Source organism: Arsenophonus nasoniae (assembly GCF_004768525.1).
Taxonomy (GTDB): Bacteria; Pseudomonadota; Gammaproteobacteria; order Enterobacterales; family Enterobacteriaceae; genus Arsenophonus; species Arsenophonus nasoniae.
In genome coordinates this window covers 2,635,087-2,651,100 of the sequence record NZ_CP038613.1, presented here as the reverse complement: position 1 = coordinate 2,651,100, position 16,014 = coordinate 2,635,087, and the positions used below count along the sequence as shown (strand labels likewise).

Sequence of the window (16,014 nt, the reverse complement as noted above, 5' to 3'; positions counted from 1 at the left end):
GTCTGGAATTTTCCATTATACAAAAATCTCACAGTGGTTTAAATATGCTAATCAGTCATACACCGAAACCATTCAAAGACCGCTGGCGTACGCCTATTGAAGTATTTCGAGCACTTGATGCTGAATTTAATTTTAAACTGGATGCTGCCGCCGATAAAAACAACGCGCTATGCAAAGCGTTTTTAACTGAACAGCAAGACGCACTGACATGCGACTGGAATAGCAACGGTGCTATCTTCTGTAATGCGCCCTACAGCAAGATTATGCCTTGGGTGAAAAAAGCGGCTGAGCAGTGTAGAAAACAGAATCAGACTATTGTGATGCTACTCCCTTCCGATACGTCTACAGCCTGGTTTTATGAAGGTCTTAATACGGCTGACGAAATTCGCTTTATTACCGAGGGTAGACTGTCATTTGTTTCAGCTGAAACAGGTGAACAAGGTATATCAGGAAACAGTAAAGGCAGCGTTTTATTTATTTGGCGACCTTTAGAAAGAGAAATGTGCAGAATGACACACATACGCAAAAAAGAATTATTGCCGCTCACAATAGGTTGTTCAACATGATTAAATATATCAATATTTTTATCCGATTATTATTCCTCATCGTTGTTCTTCCAATCATTTTATACCTTAGTGCCATTCGATATGTGAATGACTATTGAACTGAATGCAGGAGGGATAACCATTAATTTAAACTATCCGATTTACCAGCGAATAGACGGTGATCAATATCGTCATATTTATGCTGTAGGTGACCTTCATGGCTGCTATGATTTACTCATCGATAAAATGCAAAAAGTTAATTTTAATAAAGAAAAAGACTTGATTATATCTGTGGGTGATTTGATAGATAGAGGTAATCAGAGCGTTGAATGTCTTGGTTTGCTAAATGAAAAGTGGTTTAAGGCTGTTCGTGGTAATCATGAAGCGATGGCTATTAGTGCATTAAAAACAGGCGATGTTAACAACTGGATATATAACGGCGGCCAGTGGTTTTTTATGCTTGATTATGAAAAGGAAATATTAGCTAAAGCATGTTTAAAATTAGCTGAAAAATTACCTCTCATTATCGAATTAAATGTTAATAACAAAAAAATAATTATTGCTCATGCTGACTATCCTGATGATGAATATGAATTTGGGAAGAACGTTAATAAAAAAGATGTTATCTGGAATCGAAAAAGAATCAAACAGCAAGAAAGCAGGAAAATTAAAGGCGCAGATCTATTTATTTTTGGTCACACTCCAATGATTAAAGGCGTGTGTCATAGAAGCAACCAGTTATATATAGATACAGGAGCTGTATTTGGTCAAGAGCTGACATTGAAGAAAATAAAATAATTTACGCTATTGCTCTCTGTAGGGGTACAAGAGAAATTACTCTCGCCTGGTGGCTAAATAATCAGGCAAATTTCACTCATTATTAAAGAGGTCATCATGCAGAAGAAAGAACCTGAAATCATTGCCAACGACAATACGATAGAAGAAATTTACCAATGGATGGAGGCTAGCCTTAAAGCACGTAAAATGTTAGATACGCTTAAAAATAGTGTGGCATATCCGTATAAAGTTGACCCAAAAACAGGTGAAGAAGTTCCTGAGCAAAAAAACAGGGTATCGAAGTATGACACGGTTCCACAGCATGTTTTCAACGCTGAAAAATATCCGATATCATGGATTATTCAGCTAGGTAAAAATGAAGTCGCATTTAGGCGGGTTACAAAAGGGAGAATAGATGAAGACTACGCCCCCGTTAATTATGTAAAAGCCAATGTATATGCAGCAGCTATTCTGAATGGTCTTCAACCACCAAGAGATCTTCGGTTGTCCGATAAACCGATTGGTTGAATTCAATCTGAATCAGGTTTTCACCCTGTCTGTTTATACGATAGAAATCAAGACCACCGAAATAAACACGGGTTTCAGGAGGATATCCTTCAAGTTGGCGAAGCAGATCGCCTAGCTCAATAGTATGACTTTGTACTATATCTTTAAATGACATTTTTATACTTTCCTGGTTGTTGTTTGGAACTCCAAGGATACTCCTTAGCTTGACGTGGTGAAAAGACAGACGCAATAAATTTAAATGCAGTTAAGCAGTACCGCTCTTTAACACCATTACGCTGAAAAATAGAACCATAAAACACCCAAACAGTCGATTTTGAGGTGTGTGAAATAACCAAAATACAGTCATGAAGCTAAAACCAACACCAGGGAACTACCAATATGACTGTAAATCTAAACCGGATACCTCCGGCACACACCACCAAAACTTATTGTCAGGAGGTAATATGTGTAACTTTCATGGTTATGATAATGCTCGTAGTAGAAGACATGAGCGTAGAAGAGCCAGGCAAGCAGCCTATAACTATAACAAAGCACTTAATATGGCACTGAAAGCAGCCTTAAATCGAAGCAAACCCTCTCAGCAACAAACACCAATAAACACTAAACGCTCTGTTCTTTCACTAAAAAGAAAGGTGATTAATCGTGTAAAAAAGGCAATATCAATTCGCCCTACTAAAGTGTATGACGCATTTGATAATTGCTGTTTGCCTATAGCAGCTTTGTATACTTCTAGTCGGTTTAATAATAAACCTAAATCACATTTTGGAGTAACCGTTAATGGTTGATAAAAATAAGCACCTATCAATTAGGTTTTTTGATAGAGAATCGGTTAGCACTGTGTTTTTAGTTAGTGCTCATCGGCTTCAGGAGATTGAATGGCGGACTTTTCCCACAATAAAATAACTTAAATATCTACAAACTTTAAAATATTTTTGTAATAGTTAGTTAGTTTGAAAAGCTGTTTCTCATCCCCAGTAAAAACCATCGGAGCATCAGGATAATCATAATAAGCGATTATGCCTTTTCTTATTAACCCTTTGACAGTTTCGTTTTGCGTTGGCAATTCAACAATCTCGCCAGACCTAACAATATGCTTAAGTAAATCAATTTCATCATGTGTTAATGTATTTAATATTACAGCCCTGTTTGGATATTCAATCAAATTCCTGAACCTTCGTTTAGTAAACACTGTCAGAAAACTAATTAATTGTGCAATAACATAACTCACAAGAAAGAAAATAAAATAAAGCCAGTAAGATGAAAAAATCTCTGGACTACTGGCATTAATCCAGTCTTTTATTGATGCGGGAGTGATGAATATTAACAACACAAAAATAATAAGCATATAAATCAACCGATTTAGGGTTATTCCTTGCAGGAAGAAACGAACAAATTCCTGCCACCAAGTGTTATTCATAGGCTTAATTTTCTCACTCTGTAAGGGTGAGATTATTTTAGCTTATTTCTCTCTGTAGGGGTACAAGAGAAACCACCGAGCCTGATGTGGTAAAAAGACAGGCGCAATAAATTTAAATGCAGTTAAACAGCACCGCTCTTTAACCCCCTTTCGCTAAAAAAACGAACCATAAAACACCAAAACAGTCGGTTTTGTGGTGTATGAAATAACCAAAATACAGTCATGAAGTTATAACCAACACCAGGGCACTACCAACATGACTGTAAATATAAACCGAATAGCACCGTCACACACCACCAAAACCTATTCTCAGGAGGTGAAATGGGTATTATTGTTATTGATGAAAGCAAACCTAGTATCAGATGGGAGTTATCCCTATAAGGCTTGAATGAAAACATGATAATCGAACTCCCTTTTCCACCTAGTGTTAATACCTATTGGCGACATAATTCAAAACGAATTTACCTAAGTAATAAGGCAAAAGAATTTAAAGCAACAACGGCAAAAATTGTTAATGAAATGCGCCAGAAATCCGGCTGCCAAAAATTTGAAGGTGAGGTTTCTGTATCGATGCAACTCTATCTGCCCAACAAGATAAAGCGTGATGTAGATAATTATTCTAAAGGCGTACTCGATGCTTTAACTGGGGCGGGTATTTGGCACGATGATAGCCAAATTCGCGTGATGACCGTTGAGAAGATGGATAACAACGGCGGTCTGAAAGGCGGCAAGTGTGTCGTCATAATTGATGAATATTGTTAAATCGTCGCTACCTGAAAAATCATCAACACACCAACAAGGTCAATCACATTTAAAATCCAAGGTAAAACAATGACTTTTTTAAGCCAGCCGATATTGGTTAATGGCGACGCCTTGCCATACGTTAAAACACTTCCTGATGCTTCTATCGACCTGATATTGACTGACCCACCCTACTACCGTGTTAAATCCTGCGCCTGGGACAGGCAGTGGAAAACAACCGAGCAATATCTAGCGTGGCTAAATGATTACCTCGTTGAATTCCAGCGGGTATTAAAGCCAAACGGCAGTCTCTATCTGTTTTGTAGCGCCGCATTGGCCGCTGATACTGAGATTATGCTAAGAAATCACATGAGGGTGTTAAATCACATTATTTGGGCTAAACCCTATGGTCGTTGGACTGGATGCTCAAAAGAATCGCTACGTTCATATTTTCCAAGCACCGAGCGAATATTGTTTGCAGAGCAGTACGGGGTAGATAGTGCTGCAAAAAATCATGTGAGATATGCATCAAAATGCGCTGAATTAAAGAGCCAGATCTTCGCTCCTATGATTGATTATTTCATCACCGCAAAAAATCAACTCAATATCACGGGCAAAGAAATAGAGAAGCATATGGGAAGCTACATGCATCGGCATTGGTTCTCTTATTCCCAATGGCAACTGCCCAACAAATCACAATACGAAAAATTGCAGCAATTATTTTCGCAAAAAGCCGCAGAGAAAATGTTAGTGCCGTTTTTATCCAAAAGTAACAATAAACTTCAGCGTGATTACAGTGAACTGATGAAAAACTATGACGAACTTAAGCGACAATATGAAAACTTGCGCCGACCTTTTTCTGTCACCAAAGACGTGCCGTATACCGATGTGTGGAGCTTTCCACCCGTACTGTATTATCCCGGCAAACATCCTTGTGAAAAACCAGCCGCATTGCTTGAGCACATTATTAACGCCAGTAGCAGGTCAGGTCATGCCGTAGCGGATTTCTTTATGGGTTCTGGTTCGACGGTAAAAGCAGCAATTAAATTAGGTCGGCAAGCTATCGGCGTAGAGTTGGAAACAGATAGATTTTTGCAAACCAAAAAAGAAATAGAAAATCTGTCCCAATCATTACACCAATTGAAAGACCCTTATCCATGTTAAATCTTTTCAACCGCACCCCGCTGCGCGAATAATCATATCGAACCTGAACCATTTGAAATGAACCTTTGAGGAAGTCGGTTAGTGCTGGGGAGCCTCGATAGGCTGATTTCTGTGCCGCAAAGGTTCATTTCAAAAGGAAAACGCAATGCAATATTCAAATGTTGTCGTACTACCCATATCTAAACAGCCAACCATGAGCAGTATTGAAATGGTTGACTACATTAACGCTGACCGGAAATCAAAAGCGGAAGCAGAGGGATTAATGTTTCCCTGTAAAAAATATCGAAAGTTACAGCATAAAGATTTTCTAAAGAAAGTGCCCAAAGTATTGGGTGAAAAACAATCAGCGAAATTTTTCGCCGATTACACAGATGACAAGGGACGAATCTATCCCTGTTACCGATTCCCTAAACGTGAAGCCTGTTTGATGGCGATGAGCTACAGCTATGAACTTCAGGCGCAGGTATTCGATCACATGACCGAGCTAGAAGGACGCAAGGATATTAATCTTCTCGATCTATCCGGATTAACAGAACTCACGATTAAGCAGATGCAAGATCGGGTCGCACTGGCTGAAAAATATTCTTTCACGGAGCACAGTCAAAAAGGTAGCAATTTGATGACGCTACGCAGGAAAGAGAAAAAATCAATTAAAAAAGCTGAACAACTGGTGAGAGATCTTATTCAGTTCAAGCTATACGACTTGGGTGATTTTCCTGAGATAGACGAGGAGAAAAAAACACATGAAGAACTATGTCGAATTCATTGAAAAACATGTGGTAACTGAACTTGTTAAGCAGGGTTACGAGCAATCTGTAGCCAGAATTAGTGCAGATATCGCAGTCGAACATTATCGCCGTAATGCAGCCAGCGCAAAGGGCAAGATCTTTTCAGATTGTTTACATGCGGCCAAAGTTTGGGCTGGAAAGTATCAGCCTCAAGTCAAAGCAAAAAACCGCTAATTATTCCTCCTGAATTAATCCCAATTAATCATTTCATGCCGAAGGGTAAGGAATCATTTTGTCTGCTTATTACAACGAGATTGACCCTTACACGGCACAATGGCTGCGTAATTTAATCGCTGCTGGCCATATCGTCGAGGGTGATGTCGATGAACGCTCAATAGAGGATGTGAAACCTGATGACCTCAAGTCATATACCCAATGTCATTTCTTCGCCGGAATTGGTGTCTGGTCATACGCATTGCGTCATGCAGGATGGCCGGATAATAAGCCAGTCTGGACAGGAAGCTGCCCTTGTCAACCTTTCAGCGCAGCAGGCAAAGGTAAAGGATTTGCTGATGAGCGGCACTTGTGGCCCGCGTTCTTTCACCTCATCCAGCAGTGCAAACCTGACGTTATTTTTGGTGAGCAGGTTGCAAGCAAAGACGGCCTCGGCTGGCTCGACCTTGTACAAACTGACCTGGAAGCAGAGAACTACACCACAGCAGCGCTCGATTTATGCGCTGCGGGCTTCGGGGCGCCGCATATCAGACAACGACTTTACTGGGTGGCCGACACCCACTGCGCGGGACTGGAAGGATGGCAGGGAATGCAATGCAGCGATCAAATCCCAGCTAGGACGTTTGGTATGGTTGGTCGGCTGGCCGACGCCGAAAGCAATAGACAGCAACGCTGGGGTGAGAGCGCCGAGATTGAAAAAGGACGGAAACCGCAATCGAATGTTGGAAGGGAGCTACCGCCAGGATTTGAAAGACATTCCTTACCTGATCAACAGTGCGCCCCCGTATCTGGAATTGCAGGAACCAACAGCTTGCCGACTAACGGCTTCTGGCGAAAGGCTGACTGGCTCTGCTGCCGCGATGGCAAGTGGCGGCCAGTTGAACCCTGCACATGCCCGCTGGTTGATGGGATTACCGCCAGAGTGGGACGATTGCGCGCCTACGGTAATGCCATCGTTGCGCCAGTTGCGGAAGAATTTGTAAGGGCTTATCTGGAGGCCAAACCATGAAACTTAACATCATCAAATTATTAATCACGACATTATTGTTTATCAGTGCAGCGTTTGCCTTCGAACTGATAGTTGGACATCTTGCGCATGCCAATACCATTATTGACCCACAAATTAAATTCAGGCATGGAGAATTAGGCGATCTTCGTTTAGGTGGACAAGAACTCCTGGTTATTGGTGTCATGATAGTTCCTGCTATCTTAATTTATTTTAGTGTATTCCTTGATGCCCTGAAGAAATAGTTGAAAATCAAAGGAAAAAATGCAAACAAGTAATGTCATAGGTATTTTATGCGGATTATTATAAAAAATAAAAAGGAAGTCGTTTGGTATAGAGATAATGAAAAAGGTGAAGGCATGGCATCAAAAGGATATATGAAGGACGGAACGCAACATGAAATTATATCCGCCCTGGAATATGCACTAGAACAGTCTAGAGCGGAGTTAATGTGCTGGAATGACAGATATAGAATGTCTGAGGGTAGCTGAGGTTCTTCCATTACGATAATTATTAAATTCAGAGTCCGTTGTCATAAGTATGTTGCATTGATGGGTACTATTTATAACAACAGTGTCACCTGTGTTTAATTGCATTCTTTTGTGTAAGAAATTCATTAATAATTAGTCCTGTATATAAACAGGGCTTTACACAGATCATCAAGTGGAATAAACTAAATGCGTGATCACATGTAAAACCTTGTCGTTTTATCTTCTATCCCTGATAGTTTTCCCTATCAGGGATTCCTATATATAGTGTTTAGCACTGAGAATATACACTATATGTCGTTATTATATTCTTGAGCAAAAAAAGATCGACTTACGAATTTTTAACTCCTCCCTGATGATGGTTTTTTCGTTTACGCCACCGTAATACTGACAAACTGAATACACAAAAATAGCACCCATTGAGGTGTTTTTTTTTGTTTTAGGGAAAGGGGATTAATAACATCAGGGAACGGGATAATTGATAACAATAATAACAAAGAGAAATCTTATGACTAAAACATTAAACCTTGAATTACAACCTTCCAGTGTTAAACCAGGTACCGAAGAATATCCCCGTCAATATATCATCGTTAATCGTTTTGATTATTACAATGTTGTGGTAGGCGCTTTTGACTCAGACGGCAAGTTTCTCTATTTCCAGGGTTGGGATAACGGCGATTATACCACTTTTAGACCAGGTGATTACGCTTACTGGGCGGTGTTACCTGCAAAAAAACCTGAATAAGCATTAAAAATAAGCCACCGCAATACTCACAAAAACAATCATCAAAATGGGTAAGGCGGCTGGCTCCCTGTTCAATTGTTAAACATGAGGCTAAAGTATGGACGAACGTATGGAAGTATTAGAAAGTAGAATAGGTGAATTGGAAAAACAGTTCACAGAGATGAATAAGGTGAACTGCTGTATTAAATCAGAACATAGTGTTAATGCTATTCTTCAAAATGCTTTAGATTTAACCCATGTAGAAAATGCAACATCCAATTTTAAACCAAATTGTAAAGTTACTTATCAACAAGCAGTCATAGACAAAGTCTTGGTAAAGGATAATTTTATATTAGAAGCTATTATAAATTAGCCATAAACAGGTTAGTTCTTTTTCACATCAACATGAAGATTCTTTATTCTGCTAGCTAATTCCGAAAAAGCTTCTTTTACTATCGGGTCTGAATTTTTTTCTGCAAAATCTTCCAGATTTGAAATTACGTTACTTTTAGTCGCAAAATTAGCAGTGTCTAGACTTGCTAATGTAATTGCTAAAGCTGACTGAATCGCTTCGATTTTTCTTGCTAAAATAACTAAATCAATGGCTTGATATGTCATATAAATCCTCATATCTAAGTTAATCAGCCATCCCTTAGATTGGTTACTCTGGGCTGAATTGAAAGTTTATCTCAAATATCTATTTGATGCTTTGAATTCTTTTTTGGAAAATTATCATGAAAAATTTATGCCCTCCTCTTTTTTAACAAATAATTCAAAGCAATGGAACCCTCAGTGGGAGGGTATATGCGCATGTCTGAAAAATACTCAACACCTGCGGCCTATCTGTGGGGCATCATGACCTCCATCGGTGGCGTTATAACAACGATTTTTGATTTCTTAACCCTTGACCAGTGGGTTGCGGTGATGGGTATCGGCTGCACGATAGGGACATTTTTTATCAACGTGTACTACCGCAAAAAGGAGTACAAACTCAAAGAGCGTCAGTATGAAGATACCGAAAAAAATATTGATGGCAACAGGCGGTAGCGCGTTGTTTCTGGCATCAAGCATGATAACGCATTTCGAAGGGTTGAGACTTAAGCCCTATTTTGATGGTGGCGGTGTGCTTTCTGTCTGTTATGGGCACACAGGTAACGATATTGAGCGTAATCGGACGTACACGCAAAAAGACTGCGATAAATGGCTTGATGACGATTTAAGGGCGGTTAAACGCTATGTTGACCCGCTGGTTAAGGTCAATATCAATACACTGACTCAGGCAGCCCTTTACTCATTTGCTTACAACGTGGGCGTGGGAAATTTTGCCAAATCGACATTACTCAAAAAGCTCAACGCTAATGACCGAAAAGGCGCTTGTGATGAAATGAGACGATGGGTTCATGTTGATGGTAGAAAATGGAAAGGATTAATGAACCGCAGGGAAATAGAGAGCGTAATATGTTTTGGCGACCTGTCACACCCATCTTGATAATCATTGTTGGATTGATGATTTATCTCAGCGTTGTCTTATCAAACTACAAAAATCTGAAAACACAATACCACACACTAAAACAGGAATATCACGCACAAATTGAAGCGGTGAAATTACAGCAGCAAAAAATCGATGCTTTGCACCAACTGGATATTCAACACACTGAGAAACTCAATAATGCCAAAGCTGAAATTGCTAAGCTGCATGATACTGTTCGCGCTGGCACTAAGCGGTTGCGTGTCAACGCCGTGTGTCGTGCATCCAAAACCGCTACCGCCAAGAGCCGATATGATGAAGCCAGCCCACAACTTGGTGAGGCAGCTCGACAGGATTATTTCCATCTCAGAGAGATGATAGCTGAGAACGAAAAGCAGACGGAATATCTACAGCAGTACATCAAAACACAGTGTAGTGGTTAATTTTGATTTATTTTAAGCGTAAAAATAGTTTTATATCTGCCACCTGTTTTAATAATAAATTGTATGCCTCATCCGTTCTGGATTTTTCATGCTTGAGCTGATTAAAAGTCGATTGATATTGACAAATTAAAGCTTCGAAGCGTTTCTGTTGTCTTTTAGATAACCGTCGCATTAAGCATGTTATGGCAGATTCTGGTAAGAGGAATGCAGTAGTAAAACCCCGTTGTTCAAACCATGACTGCATATAATCAAAATAGTCAATTATGGGTTCAGCACGTTCATTAAACTCTTGTCTTTTATCTCTACCTATGGCGTGTTTGTTACCAATATATAAGCCCAAAAAGAATGTTAATAAACTAATCAGAGGTGAGTAAAGTTGCAGGATTTTTATCAAATCATTCATGAATATTGGTGGCTCCTTTATCCAATAATTACGTTTATTTTTGGCTTGCTATGTGGTGGTTTAACAGGTTGGCCACCATTCAGTTGGAAATAATTATTAAAGATTACCATTAATTTGAAATAGGTGAGCTATGTCTGAAAAAAATGCACCAGAAATTAGAGTAAGAATAAAGGCTGATGATAGTGATCTCATTAAATTAGAAGATCGCTTGGAACGTATTGCTAATTTGATGCAACAAATGGGGTCAATTAACGAAGAGAAAACATATCCAGCCAGTTTGCAAATGGCAGTACAAGAGGCTTGTAATATAGGTGCTCGAGAAGGCGCGAAAAAAGCAAGAGATAAACAAATCAATGATGAAAAAGAGACATCGATAAAATTATCAAAACTGTTTATTAGGGGTGTGTTTAAAGGCTATGCACTTACCGTTAATGGCAAGATACTCTCTAATCAGGAATCGACGGTTATAGAGAGTAAACCGCAGGAAATTCCACGTGTTAAGGCCTCTTTCATTGTGACTGATGAGATGCTAGTTGATGCGCCTGATATATATTTAAAAGATTACATTTATCGGTCAGCAGAAGAAGTGAATGCTTAAGGAGGACTATGCCGCCACGTATTCCTCGCGCCTGTCGCAAACCTGGTTGTGCCAAGACAACAACTGAACGCAGTGGTTATTGTGATGCTCATCGAAACCAAGGATGGGAAAATTATCAGCAAGGTAAAAGCCGTCATCAACGGGGCTATGGTACAAAGTGGGATCATCTCCGTAAAAAAATATTAAAACGTGATAAATTTTTGTGTCAGGGCTGTTTAGTTGAAGGGCGATTGATAACCGCAACCACCGTTGACCATATTCTCGCAAAAGCAACAGGCGGCAATGATGCAGAAAGTAACTTGCAAGCGTTATGTTGGCCATGCCATCGCACGAAAACAGCAAGAGAAAAGCGAGGGAGGGGCGGGTAAAATCGCTCTCTCTTTTACCTTTGGGAACCGCCGATTTGCCTTTTTTTACACCACCGCAGGTTAGAAAACCTTTTTATAGGTATCCCAATTGCGCGATTAATAGGAATTTTAAATTATGTCTGGACCCCCAAAAACACCGACACATCTACGTTTGATAAGGGGTAATCCTTCAAAAAGGGCAATTAATAAAAATGAGCCAAAACCCGAAAAAGGGGTTCCCCCAACACCAAAACACTTTAACAAGCAAGAACGCTACTGGTTTAAGGTTCTTTGCGAACGGCTAGATGCGATAGGTGTTATTACTGCTATCGATGGTATGGCTTTGGAATTGCTGGTTGGGGCGTATGTCGAATGGCGAAAACATCGAGATGTTATTGACAAAGAAGGCGAGACCTACAAGACAACATCCACTGACGGTAACGTCATGATCCGTCCACATCCGCAAGTAGCCATGATGGCCGATGCGTGGAAGCGCATTTGCAGAATGCAAGCTGAATTCGGCATGACCCCCGCTAGCAGGTCAAAAGTAAACAGTAAGGCTGCAAACGAAATAGATCCGTTTGTCGAATTTTTGAAAAGCAGGATAGACTAATGGCAAAAGTAGCGGAAGGCATTAGCTATGCACAACGCGTTGTGTCGGGTGATATCATCGCATGTGAATATGTACGATTGGCGTGTCAACGCTTTTTGAATGACCTTGAGCATGGTGAAGAACGGGGTATCTATTTTAGCTTCCCCCGCGCACAACATATCCTTAATTTCTATCAGTTTGTGCCCCATGTAAAAGGTAATCTTGCCGGTCAAACTATAAAATTGATGGATTGGCATATTTTTATCCTAATCAATATTTTTGGATTTGTTATCCCTTTAGTCGATGAACAAACGGGGGAAAGGGTAATCCGTAATGATGGCAGTGGACGAGTCGTGATGGTCAGACGTTTTCGTACCGCCTATAACGAAGTCGCCCGTAAGAATGCCAAATCAACGCTTTCTTCAGGTATTGCACTTTATATGACCGGATCAGACGGCGAAGGTGGCGCAGAGGTTTATTCAGCCGCCACGACTCGTGATCAGGCTCGCATTGTCTTTGAAGATGCAAAAAACATGATAAGGAAGGCTAAACATACCCTTGGTCAATGTTTTGAGTTCAATAAATTAGCGATTTATCAAGAAGTCACCGCTTCAAAATTCGAACCACTATCCAGCGATGCAAATAATTTGGACGGGTTAAATATCCATTGCGGTATTGTCGATGAACTGCACGCACACAAAACGCGCGATGTTTGGGACGTATTGGAGACGGCAACAGGTGCAAGATTACAATCCTTGCTCTTCGGTATTACCACCGCTGGATTTAATAAAGAAGGCATATGCTACGAATTACGCGATTATGCCATCAAGGTTTTACAGGGGCAGGTTGAAGACGATTCCTTCTTTGGCATTATTTATACCCTAGACAAGAAAGATGATCCGTTTGACGAGAAGATGTGGCAAAAAGCCAATCCTGGATTAGGTATTTGCAAGCGATGGGATGATATGCGCCGCCTTGCAAAAAAAGCTCAGGAGCAGGTTTCAGCCAGGACGAATTTTATAACCAAGCACGCCAACGTTTGGGTGAGTGCGGAGTCAGCCTGGATGGATATGCTCAAATGGACAGATCTCTCTGCTGTCGCCCCAATGCACGAGTTAAAAACTTATCCGATGTGGGTCGGTGTTGATTTAGCTAACAAAATTGATATTTGTGCGGCCGTCAAAGTTTGGCAGGCAAACAATGGTCATGTTCATACTGATGCCAAGTTCTGGCTGCCAGAAGACAGGCTAGCGCGTTGTTCTCGACAAATCGCAGAACTCTATCGGAAATGGTCAGCGATGGGGGTATTAACCCTGACTGATGGTGAAGTGGTTGATCACAATCAAATCAAAGAGGAAATCATTACGTGGGTCTCAGGACAAACATTAAAAGAAATTGGATTTGATCCCTGGAGTGCAACGCAATTTGGCTTATCGCTCGCAGAAGAAGGCCTACCACTGGTTGAAGTTTCTCAAACAGTCAGAAATCTGTCAGAAGCAATGAAAGCAGTGGAAGCATTGGTATATGCCGGTAAATTGCACCACAACCAGCACCCTGTAATGAACTGGATGATGTCTAATGTGACGGTAAGACCTGACAAGAATGACAACATCTTCCCAAATAAGTCAACGGCAGAAGCTAAGATTGATGGCCCTTGTGCGCTTTTTACCGCAATGAGTCGATTATTAGTCAATGGGGGGAACCATCAACCTTCGCTTTCTGAAATTATTAGTTCCCACGGACTGAGATCGCTTTAAGGATCACACAATGACATTAACACTGCTTTCATTTATCACAGGCATTATTGGTGCCATTTTATTGGCTTTCGGTGCCTGGTTATTGCTGCCCGCCGCTGGTTTTATTGTTGGCGGTATTCTTTGTTTACTGTGGTCATTTTTGGTTTCGTACATGATGAGTCGAAAAATCAAACAATAAGAGGCATTATGTTTTTTCCAGGACTTTTTAGCAAAAAAAGTGACATAACTTCACAGGAACTTGGTCATCTGGTGGGGCTTTCTTACGATACTTACGCCGGTCGTAGAGTCAGTCCTAGGTTGGCTATGCAGCTAACCGCGGTATTTAGCTGTGTCAGAGTATTAGCAGAATCTGTCGGCATGCTGCCTTGTGCCCTGTATGAGCGAACGACACAATGCAATCAACGCGCCACGAAAGAAAGGCTTCATCAGCTATTATCAGCAAAACCAAATGGGTATATGACTTCACAAGAGTTTTGGGAATTATTAATAACGAGTTTGTGTCTGAGGGGCAATTTTTATGCCTATAAGGTTAAGGCCTTAGGCGAAGTGGTTGAGTTACTTCCATTAAGTCCTGACAGTGTCGCACCAACGCTAAATCCTCAATGGGGTATTGAATATCAAGTCACGTTGCCAGATGGAACAAGCCGTATTCTGAGTCAGGATGAAATATGGCATGTTCGCATTTTTACATTGGATGGATTAATAGGGTTGAGTCCAATTGCGTATGCACGTCAAGCCATCGGTCTTGGACTAGCAACAGAAGAGCATGGCTCACGTCTATTTGGAAATGGGGCAGTGACAAGTGGGGTTTTACAAACGGAACAATATTTGACAGATGACGCTTATGAGCGATTAAAAAATGACTTTGAAGTCCGCCATCAAGGCCTTGAGAATGCGCATAAACCGATGATCCTTGAAATGGGATTGAAGTGGCAACAAATTAGTTTGTCAGCGGAGGATGCTCAATTTTTGGAAACGCGCAAGTTTCAACTGGAAGAAATCTGCCGTATTTTTCGCGTTCCGTTGCACATGGTGCAAAATACAGATAGAGCCACGTTTAATAATATTGAGAATCTGGGTATTGGTTTTATCAACTATTCGCTGGTTCCTTATCTAACGCGCATTGAACAGCGAATAAATATCGGGTTAATCGCTGAAAAAAAACAGAAAAATTTTTATGCTAAGTTCAATACTGGGGCGTTATTACGTGGTGATATGAAATCACGGTTTGCAGCTTACGCAACGGGAATTAATTGGGGAATTTATTCCCCAAATGAATGCCGCGAACTGGAGGAGCTTAACCCCCGTGAAGGCGGTGATATTTATTTAACGCCGATGAACATGACAACAAAACCCAGTCTTACCGAGTTTAGCGAGGATAAATCGAATGACAATAATGATAAAACAGCGGTTTGATATGCCGCTGAGTCTAAAATCAGTGACTGAATCGGGTGAGTTTTCCGGCTATGGTTCTGTTTTTGGTGTAAAAGATAGTTTTGATGACATCGTAATGCGAGGCGCATTTGAAACATCACTAACGCATTGGCGATGTAAAAATAGTTTTCCTGCCCTTCTTTGGCAGCACCGCATGGATGAACCGATAGGGGTCTATACCGAAATGTGGGAGGATGAAAGAGGGTTATTTGTCAAAGGAAAATTGCTCATTGAAGATGACCCCTTAGCCAAGCGAGCCCATGCGCACATGAAGGCCGGATCACTATCCGGCCTTTCTATTGGGTATGTGCTTAAAGATGGCGAATACGAACGCACTAAAGGGGTCTTTTTGATTAAAGAGATAGATTTATGGGAGGTGAGTTTAGTGACCTTTCCAGCGAACGATGAAGCAAGGATTAATACGATCAAATCAGTATTTGCCCAAGGTCAAATCCCCGCACCAAAAGAGATTGAACGAGTCCTGCGTGATGTTGGACTTTCTCGAACACAAGCAAAAAAATTCATGGCGGAAGGCTACCTTGCGTTGTCTCAGCGAGACGTTGAAACCGATCTGTTAGCGGCCTTGAAATCCATTATATTTTAAAAGATAAGGGTAAATT

27 protein-coding genes are annotated in these 16,014 nt (G+C 40.7%); 23 read left to right on the top strand and 4 right to left on the bottom strand.

Going from position 1 to position 16,014, the window contains the following annotated elements:
* Positions 1 to 44: 44 nt before the first annotated feature.
* The 4 genes from ArsFIN_RS13460 to ArsFIN_RS13440 all read left to right on the top strand — a co-directional run bounded on the left by ArsFIN_RS13460 (position 45) and on the right by ArsFIN_RS13440 (position 2,635).
* Entirely contained in the window at positions 45 to 566 is a 522-nt protein-coding gene (locus ArsFIN_RS13460) for a phage N-6-adenine-methyltransferase (RefSeq protein WP_135677850.1), read from the top strand.
* A gap of 87 nt (positions 567 to 653) precedes the next feature.
* On the top strand, positions 654 to 1,343 hold the full coding sequence (locus ArsFIN_RS13455; protein ID WP_135677849.1) for a metallophosphoesterase: 690 nt from the start codon (positions 654 to 656) through the stop codon (positions 1,341 to 1,343).
* 96 nt (positions 1,344 to 1,439) lie between these two features.
* The gene (locus ArsFIN_RS13450) at positions 1,440 to 1,850 is read left to right on the top strand and encodes a hypothetical protein (protein ID WP_135677848.1); all 411 of its coding nucleotides are present in this window, start codon (positions 1,440 to 1,442) and stop codon (positions 1,848 to 1,850) included.
* A 443-nt stretch (positions 1,851 to 2,293) separates the two neighbouring features.
* Positions 2,294 to 2,635 carry a transcriptional antitermination N peptide gene (locus ArsFIN_RS13440; RefSeq protein WP_135677846.1) on the top strand — a complete coding sequence of 114 codons (342 nt, stop codon included), beginning with the start codon at positions 2,294 to 2,296 and terminating at the stop codon, positions 2,633 to 2,635.
* A 119-nt stretch (positions 2,636 to 2,754) separates the two neighbouring features.
* On the opposite strand, the gene ArsFIN_RS13435 is transcribed toward ArsFIN_RS13440, so the two are convergent.
* A complete protein-coding gene (locus ArsFIN_RS13435; protein WP_135677845.1) occupies positions 2,755 to 3,267 on the bottom strand; it encodes a super-infection exclusion protein B in 513 nt (170 codons plus the stop codon).
* 396 nt (positions 3,268 to 3,663) lie between these two features.
* Between ArsFIN_RS13435 and ArsFIN_RS13430 the strand changes: the two genes are divergently transcribed.
* The 7 genes from ArsFIN_RS13430 (at position 3,664) to ArsFIN_RS13400 (ending at position 7,631) form a co-directional block, all read left to right on the top strand.
* The gene (locus tag ArsFIN_RS13430) at positions 3,664 to 4,029 is read left to right on the top strand and encodes a RusA family crossover junction endodeoxyribonuclease (protein ID WP_135677844.1); all 366 of its coding nucleotides are present in this window, start codon (positions 3,664 to 3,666) and stop codon (positions 4,027 to 4,029) included.
* A gap of 69 nt (positions 4,030 to 4,098) precedes the next feature.
* Positions 4,099 to 5,172 (top strand): DNA-methyltransferase, encoded by a 1,074-nt coding sequence (locus ArsFIN_RS13425; protein WP_135677843.1) that lies wholly within the window; start codon positions 4,099 to 4,101, stop codon positions 5,170 to 5,172.
* A 145-nt stretch (positions 5,173 to 5,317) separates the two neighbouring features.
* Positions 5,318 to 5,941 carry a Rha family transcriptional regulator gene (locus tag ArsFIN_RS13420; protein ID WP_051297202.1) on the top strand — a complete coding sequence of 208 codons (624 nt, stop codon included), beginning with the start codon at positions 5,318 to 5,320 and terminating at the stop codon, positions 5,939 to 5,941.
* On the top strand, positions 5,916 to 6,134 hold the full coding sequence (locus ArsFIN_RS13415; RefSeq protein ID WP_026824117.1) for a hypothetical protein: 219 nt from the start codon (positions 5,916 to 5,918) through the stop codon (positions 6,132 to 6,134). Before ArsFIN_RS13420 ends, ArsFIN_RS13415 begins: the two co-directional genes overlap by 26 nt.
* A 58-nt stretch (positions 6,135 to 6,192) precedes the next feature.
* A complete protein-coding gene (locus ArsFIN_RS13410; protein WP_407061983.1) occupies positions 6,193 to 7,143 on the top strand; it encodes a DNA cytosine methyltransferase in 951 nt (316 codons plus the stop codon).
* Positions 7,140 to 7,385, top strand: coding sequence for a hypothetical protein (locus ArsFIN_RS13405; RefSeq protein ID WP_135677841.1), 246 nt, complete (start codon positions 7,140 to 7,142; stop codon positions 7,383 to 7,385). Before ArsFIN_RS13410 ends, ArsFIN_RS13405 begins: the two co-directional genes overlap by 4 nt.
* A gap of 48 nt (positions 7,386 to 7,433) precedes the next feature.
* A complete protein-coding gene (locus tag ArsFIN_RS13400; protein ID WP_135677840.1) occupies positions 7,434 to 7,631 on the top strand; it encodes an immunoglobulin domain-containing family protein in 198 nt (65 codons plus the stop codon).
* Here the strand turns inward: ArsFIN_RS13400 and ArsFIN_RS13395 are convergent.
* Entirely contained in the window at positions 7,587 to 7,736 is a 150-nt protein-coding gene (locus ArsFIN_RS13395) for a DUF1883 domain-containing protein (RefSeq protein ID WP_246067236.1), read from the bottom strand. The two genes, ArsFIN_RS13400 and ArsFIN_RS13395, sit on opposite strands and share 45 nt — an antisense overlap.
* Positions 7,737 to 8,136: 400 nt before the next feature.
* On the opposite strand from ArsFIN_RS13395, the gene ArsFIN_RS13390 reads away from it, so the two are divergent.
* Positions 8,137 to 8,373, top strand: coding sequence for a hypothetical protein (locus tag ArsFIN_RS13390; RefSeq protein WP_135677838.1), 237 nt, complete (start codon positions 8,137 to 8,139; stop codon positions 8,371 to 8,373).
* A gap of 97 nt (positions 8,374 to 8,470) precedes the next feature.
* Positions 8,471 to 8,725 carry a hypothetical protein gene (locus ArsFIN_RS13385; protein ID WP_135677812.1) on the top strand — a complete coding sequence of 85 codons (255 nt, stop codon included), beginning with the start codon at positions 8,471 to 8,473 and terminating at the stop codon, positions 8,723 to 8,725.
* Positions 8,726 to 8,736: 11 nt separating this feature from the next.
* Here ArsFIN_RS13385 and ArsFIN_RS13380 read toward each other — a convergent pair whose 3' ends face one another.
* Entirely contained in the window at positions 8,737 to 8,970 is a 234-nt protein-coding gene (locus tag ArsFIN_RS13380; RefSeq protein WP_135677837.1) for a hypothetical protein, read from the bottom strand.
* 186 nt (positions 8,971 to 9,156) lie between these two features.
* On the opposite strand from ArsFIN_RS13380, the gene ArsFIN_RS13375 reads away from it, so the two are divergent.
* From ArsFIN_RS13375 to ArsFIN_RS13365, 3 genes are read left to right on the top strand one after another with little or no spacing between them, the layout of a single operon-like run.
* Positions 9,157 to 9,399, top strand: coding sequence for a phage holin family protein (locus ArsFIN_RS13375; protein ID WP_135677811.1), 243 nt, complete (start codon positions 9,157 to 9,159; stop codon positions 9,397 to 9,399).
* On the top strand, positions 9,359 to 9,841 hold the full coding sequence (locus tag ArsFIN_RS13370) for a lysozyme (protein WP_135677836.1): 483 nt from the start codon (positions 9,359 to 9,361) through the stop codon (positions 9,839 to 9,841). Before ArsFIN_RS13375 ends, ArsFIN_RS13370 begins: the two co-directional genes overlap by 41 nt.
* On the top strand, positions 9,811 to 10,263 hold the full coding sequence (locus ArsFIN_RS13365; protein WP_167876696.1) for a lysis protein: 453 nt from the start codon (positions 9,811 to 9,813) through the stop codon (positions 10,261 to 10,263). Before ArsFIN_RS13370 ends, ArsFIN_RS13365 begins: the two co-directional genes overlap by 31 nt.
* Before the next feature lie 7 nt (positions 10,264 to 10,270).
* Here ArsFIN_RS13365 and ArsFIN_RS13360 read toward each other — a convergent pair whose 3' ends face one another.
* A complete protein-coding gene (locus ArsFIN_RS13360) occupies positions 10,271 to 10,666 on the bottom strand; it encodes a hypothetical protein (protein WP_135677581.1) in 396 nt (131 codons plus the stop codon).
* Positions 10,667 to 10,796: 130 nt separating this feature from the next.
* Between ArsFIN_RS13360 and ArsFIN_RS13355 the strand changes: the two genes are divergently transcribed.
* From ArsFIN_RS13355 to ArsFIN_RS13330, 7 genes are all read left to right on the top strand, one after another.
* Positions 10,797 to 11,264, top strand: coding sequence for a hypothetical protein (locus ArsFIN_RS13355; RefSeq protein ID WP_135677834.1), 468 nt, complete (start codon positions 10,797 to 10,799; stop codon positions 11,262 to 11,264).
* A gap of 8 nt (positions 11,265 to 11,272) precedes the next feature.
* The gene (locus tag ArsFIN_RS13350) at positions 11,273 to 11,632 is read left to right on the top strand and encodes an HNH endonuclease (protein ID WP_135677833.1); all 360 of its coding nucleotides are present in this window, start codon (positions 11,273 to 11,275) and stop codon (positions 11,630 to 11,632) included.
* A gap of 115 nt (positions 11,633 to 11,747) precedes the next feature.
* Positions 11,748 to 12,224: a phage terminase small subunit P27 family gene (locus ArsFIN_RS13345; protein WP_135677832.1), complete on the top strand. Its 477-nt coding sequence runs from the start codon at positions 11,748 to 11,750 to the stop codon at positions 12,222 to 12,224.
* On the top strand, positions 12,224 to 13,960 hold the full coding sequence (locus ArsFIN_RS13340; protein ID WP_135677831.1) for a terminase large subunit: 1,737 nt from the start codon (positions 12,224 to 12,226) through the stop codon (positions 13,958 to 13,960). Before ArsFIN_RS13345 ends, ArsFIN_RS13340 begins: the two co-directional genes overlap by 1 nt.
* Before the next feature lie 10 nt (positions 13,961 to 13,970).
* Positions 13,971 to 14,138: a hypothetical protein gene (locus ArsFIN_RS26450; RefSeq protein WP_167876667.1), complete on the top strand. Its 168-nt coding sequence runs from the start codon at positions 13,971 to 13,973 to the stop codon at positions 14,136 to 14,138.
* Positions 14,139 to 14,146: 8 nt separating this feature from the next.
* Positions 14,147 to 15,376 (top strand): phage portal protein, encoded by a 1,230-nt coding sequence (locus ArsFIN_RS13335; protein ID WP_135677584.1) that lies wholly within the window; start codon positions 14,147 to 14,149, stop codon positions 15,374 to 15,376.
* Complete coding sequence (locus ArsFIN_RS13330) at positions 15,348 to 15,998, top strand: HK97 family phage prohead protease (protein ID WP_135677585.1); 651 nt, start codon at positions 15,348 to 15,350, stop codon at positions 15,996 to 15,998. Before ArsFIN_RS13335 ends, ArsFIN_RS13330 begins: the two co-directional genes overlap by 29 nt.
* Positions 15,999 to 16,014 lie beyond the last annotated feature (16 nt).

What these genes read in the sequence shown, in the direction of transcription:
- ArsFIN_RS13415 (WP_026824117.1), top strand. Translation starts at nt 5,916, where the DNA reads ATGAAGAACTATGTCGAATTCATTGAAAAACATGTGGTAACTGAACTT.
- ArsFIN_RS26450 (WP_167876667.1), top strand. Translation starts at nt 13,971, where the DNA reads ATGACATTAACACTGCTTTCATTTATCACAGGCATTATTGGTGCCATT.
- ArsFIN_RS13390 (WP_135677838.1), top strand. Translation starts at nt 8,137, where the DNA reads ATGACTAAAACATTAAACCTTGAATTACAACCTTCCAGTGTTAAACCA.
- ArsFIN_RS13430 (WP_135677844.1), top strand. Translation starts at nt 3,664, where the DNA reads ATGATAATCGAACTCCCTTTTCCACCTAGTGTTAATACCTATTGGCGA.
- ArsFIN_RS13355 (WP_135677834.1), top strand. Translation starts at nt 10,797, where the DNA reads ATGTCTGAAAAAAATGCACCAGAAATTAGAGTAAGAATAAAGGCTGAT.
- ArsFIN_RS13345 (WP_135677832.1), top strand. Translation starts at nt 11,748, where the DNA reads ATGTCTGGACCCCCAAAAACACCGACACATCTACGTTTGATAAGGGGT.
- ArsFIN_RS13360 (WP_135677581.1), bottom strand. Translation starts at nt 10,666, where the DNA reads ATGAATGATTTGATAAAAATCCTGCAACTTTACTCACCTCTGATTAGT.
- ArsFIN_RS13330 (WP_135677585.1), top strand. Translation starts at nt 15,348, where the DNA reads ATGACAATAATGATAAAACAGCGGTTTGATATGCCGCTGAGTCTAAAA.
- ArsFIN_RS13370 (WP_135677836.1), top strand. Translation starts at nt 9,359, where the DNA reads ATGAAGATACCGAAAAAAATATTGATGGCAACAGGCGGTAGCGCGTTG.
- ArsFIN_RS13335 (WP_135677584.1), top strand. Translation starts at nt 14,147, where the DNA reads ATGTTTTTTCCAGGACTTTTTAGCAAAAAAAGTGACATAACTTCACAG.
- ArsFIN_RS13440 (WP_135677846.1), top strand. Translation starts at nt 2,294, where the DNA reads ATGTGTAACTTTCATGGTTATGATAATGCTCGTAGTAGAAGACATGAG.
- ArsFIN_RS13365 (WP_167876696.1), top strand. Translation starts at nt 9,811, where the DNA reads ATGTTTTGGCGACCTGTCACACCCATCTTGATAATCATTGTTGGATTG.
- ArsFIN_RS13400 (WP_135677840.1), top strand. Translation starts at nt 7,434, where the DNA reads ATGCGGATTATTATAAAAAATAAAAAGGAAGTCGTTTGGTATAGAGAT.
- ArsFIN_RS13350 (WP_135677833.1), top strand. Translation starts at nt 11,273, where the DNA reads ATGCCGCCACGTATTCCTCGCGCCTGTCGCAAACCTGGTTGTGCCAAG.
- ArsFIN_RS13380 (WP_135677837.1), bottom strand. Translation starts at nt 8,970, where the DNA reads ATGACATATCAAGCCATTGATTTAGTTATTTTAGCAAGAAAAATCGAA.
- ArsFIN_RS13395 (WP_246067236.1), bottom strand. Translation starts at nt 7,736, where the DNA reads ATGCAATTAAACACAGGTGACACTGTTGTTATAAATAGTACCCATCAA.
- ArsFIN_RS13375 (WP_135677811.1), top strand. Translation starts at nt 9,157, where the DNA reads ATGCGCATGTCTGAAAAATACTCAACACCTGCGGCCTATCTGTGGGGC.
- ArsFIN_RS13385 (WP_135677812.1), top strand. Translation starts at nt 8,471, where the DNA reads ATGGACGAACGTATGGAAGTATTAGAAAGTAGAATAGGTGAATTGGAA.
- ArsFIN_RS13435 (WP_135677845.1), bottom strand. Translation starts at nt 3,267, where the DNA reads ATGAATAACACTTGGTGGCAGGAATTTGTTCGTTTCTTCCTGCAAGGA.
- ArsFIN_RS13425 (WP_135677843.1), top strand. Translation starts at nt 4,099, where the DNA reads ATGACTTTTTTAAGCCAGCCGATATTGGTTAATGGCGACGCCTTGCCA.
- ArsFIN_RS13450 (WP_135677848.1), top strand. Translation starts at nt 1,440, where the DNA reads ATGCAGAAGAAAGAACCTGAAATCATTGCCAACGACAATACGATAGAA.
- ArsFIN_RS13340 (WP_135677831.1), top strand. Translation starts at nt 12,224, where the DNA reads ATGGCAAAAGTAGCGGAAGGCATTAGCTATGCACAACGCGTTGTGTCG.
- ArsFIN_RS13455 (WP_135677849.1), top strand. Translation starts at nt 654, where the DNA reads ATGACTATTGAACTGAATGCAGGAGGGATAACCATTAATTTAAACTAT.
- ArsFIN_RS13460 (WP_135677850.1), top strand. Translation starts at nt 45, where the DNA reads ATGCTAATCAGTCATACACCGAAACCATTCAAAGACCGCTGGCGTACG.
- ArsFIN_RS13405 (WP_135677841.1), top strand. Translation starts at nt 7,140, where the DNA reads ATGAAACTTAACATCATCAAATTATTAATCACGACATTATTGTTTATC.
- ArsFIN_RS13420 (WP_051297202.1), top strand. Translation starts at nt 5,318, where the DNA reads ATGCAATATTCAAATGTTGTCGTACTACCCATATCTAAACAGCCAACC.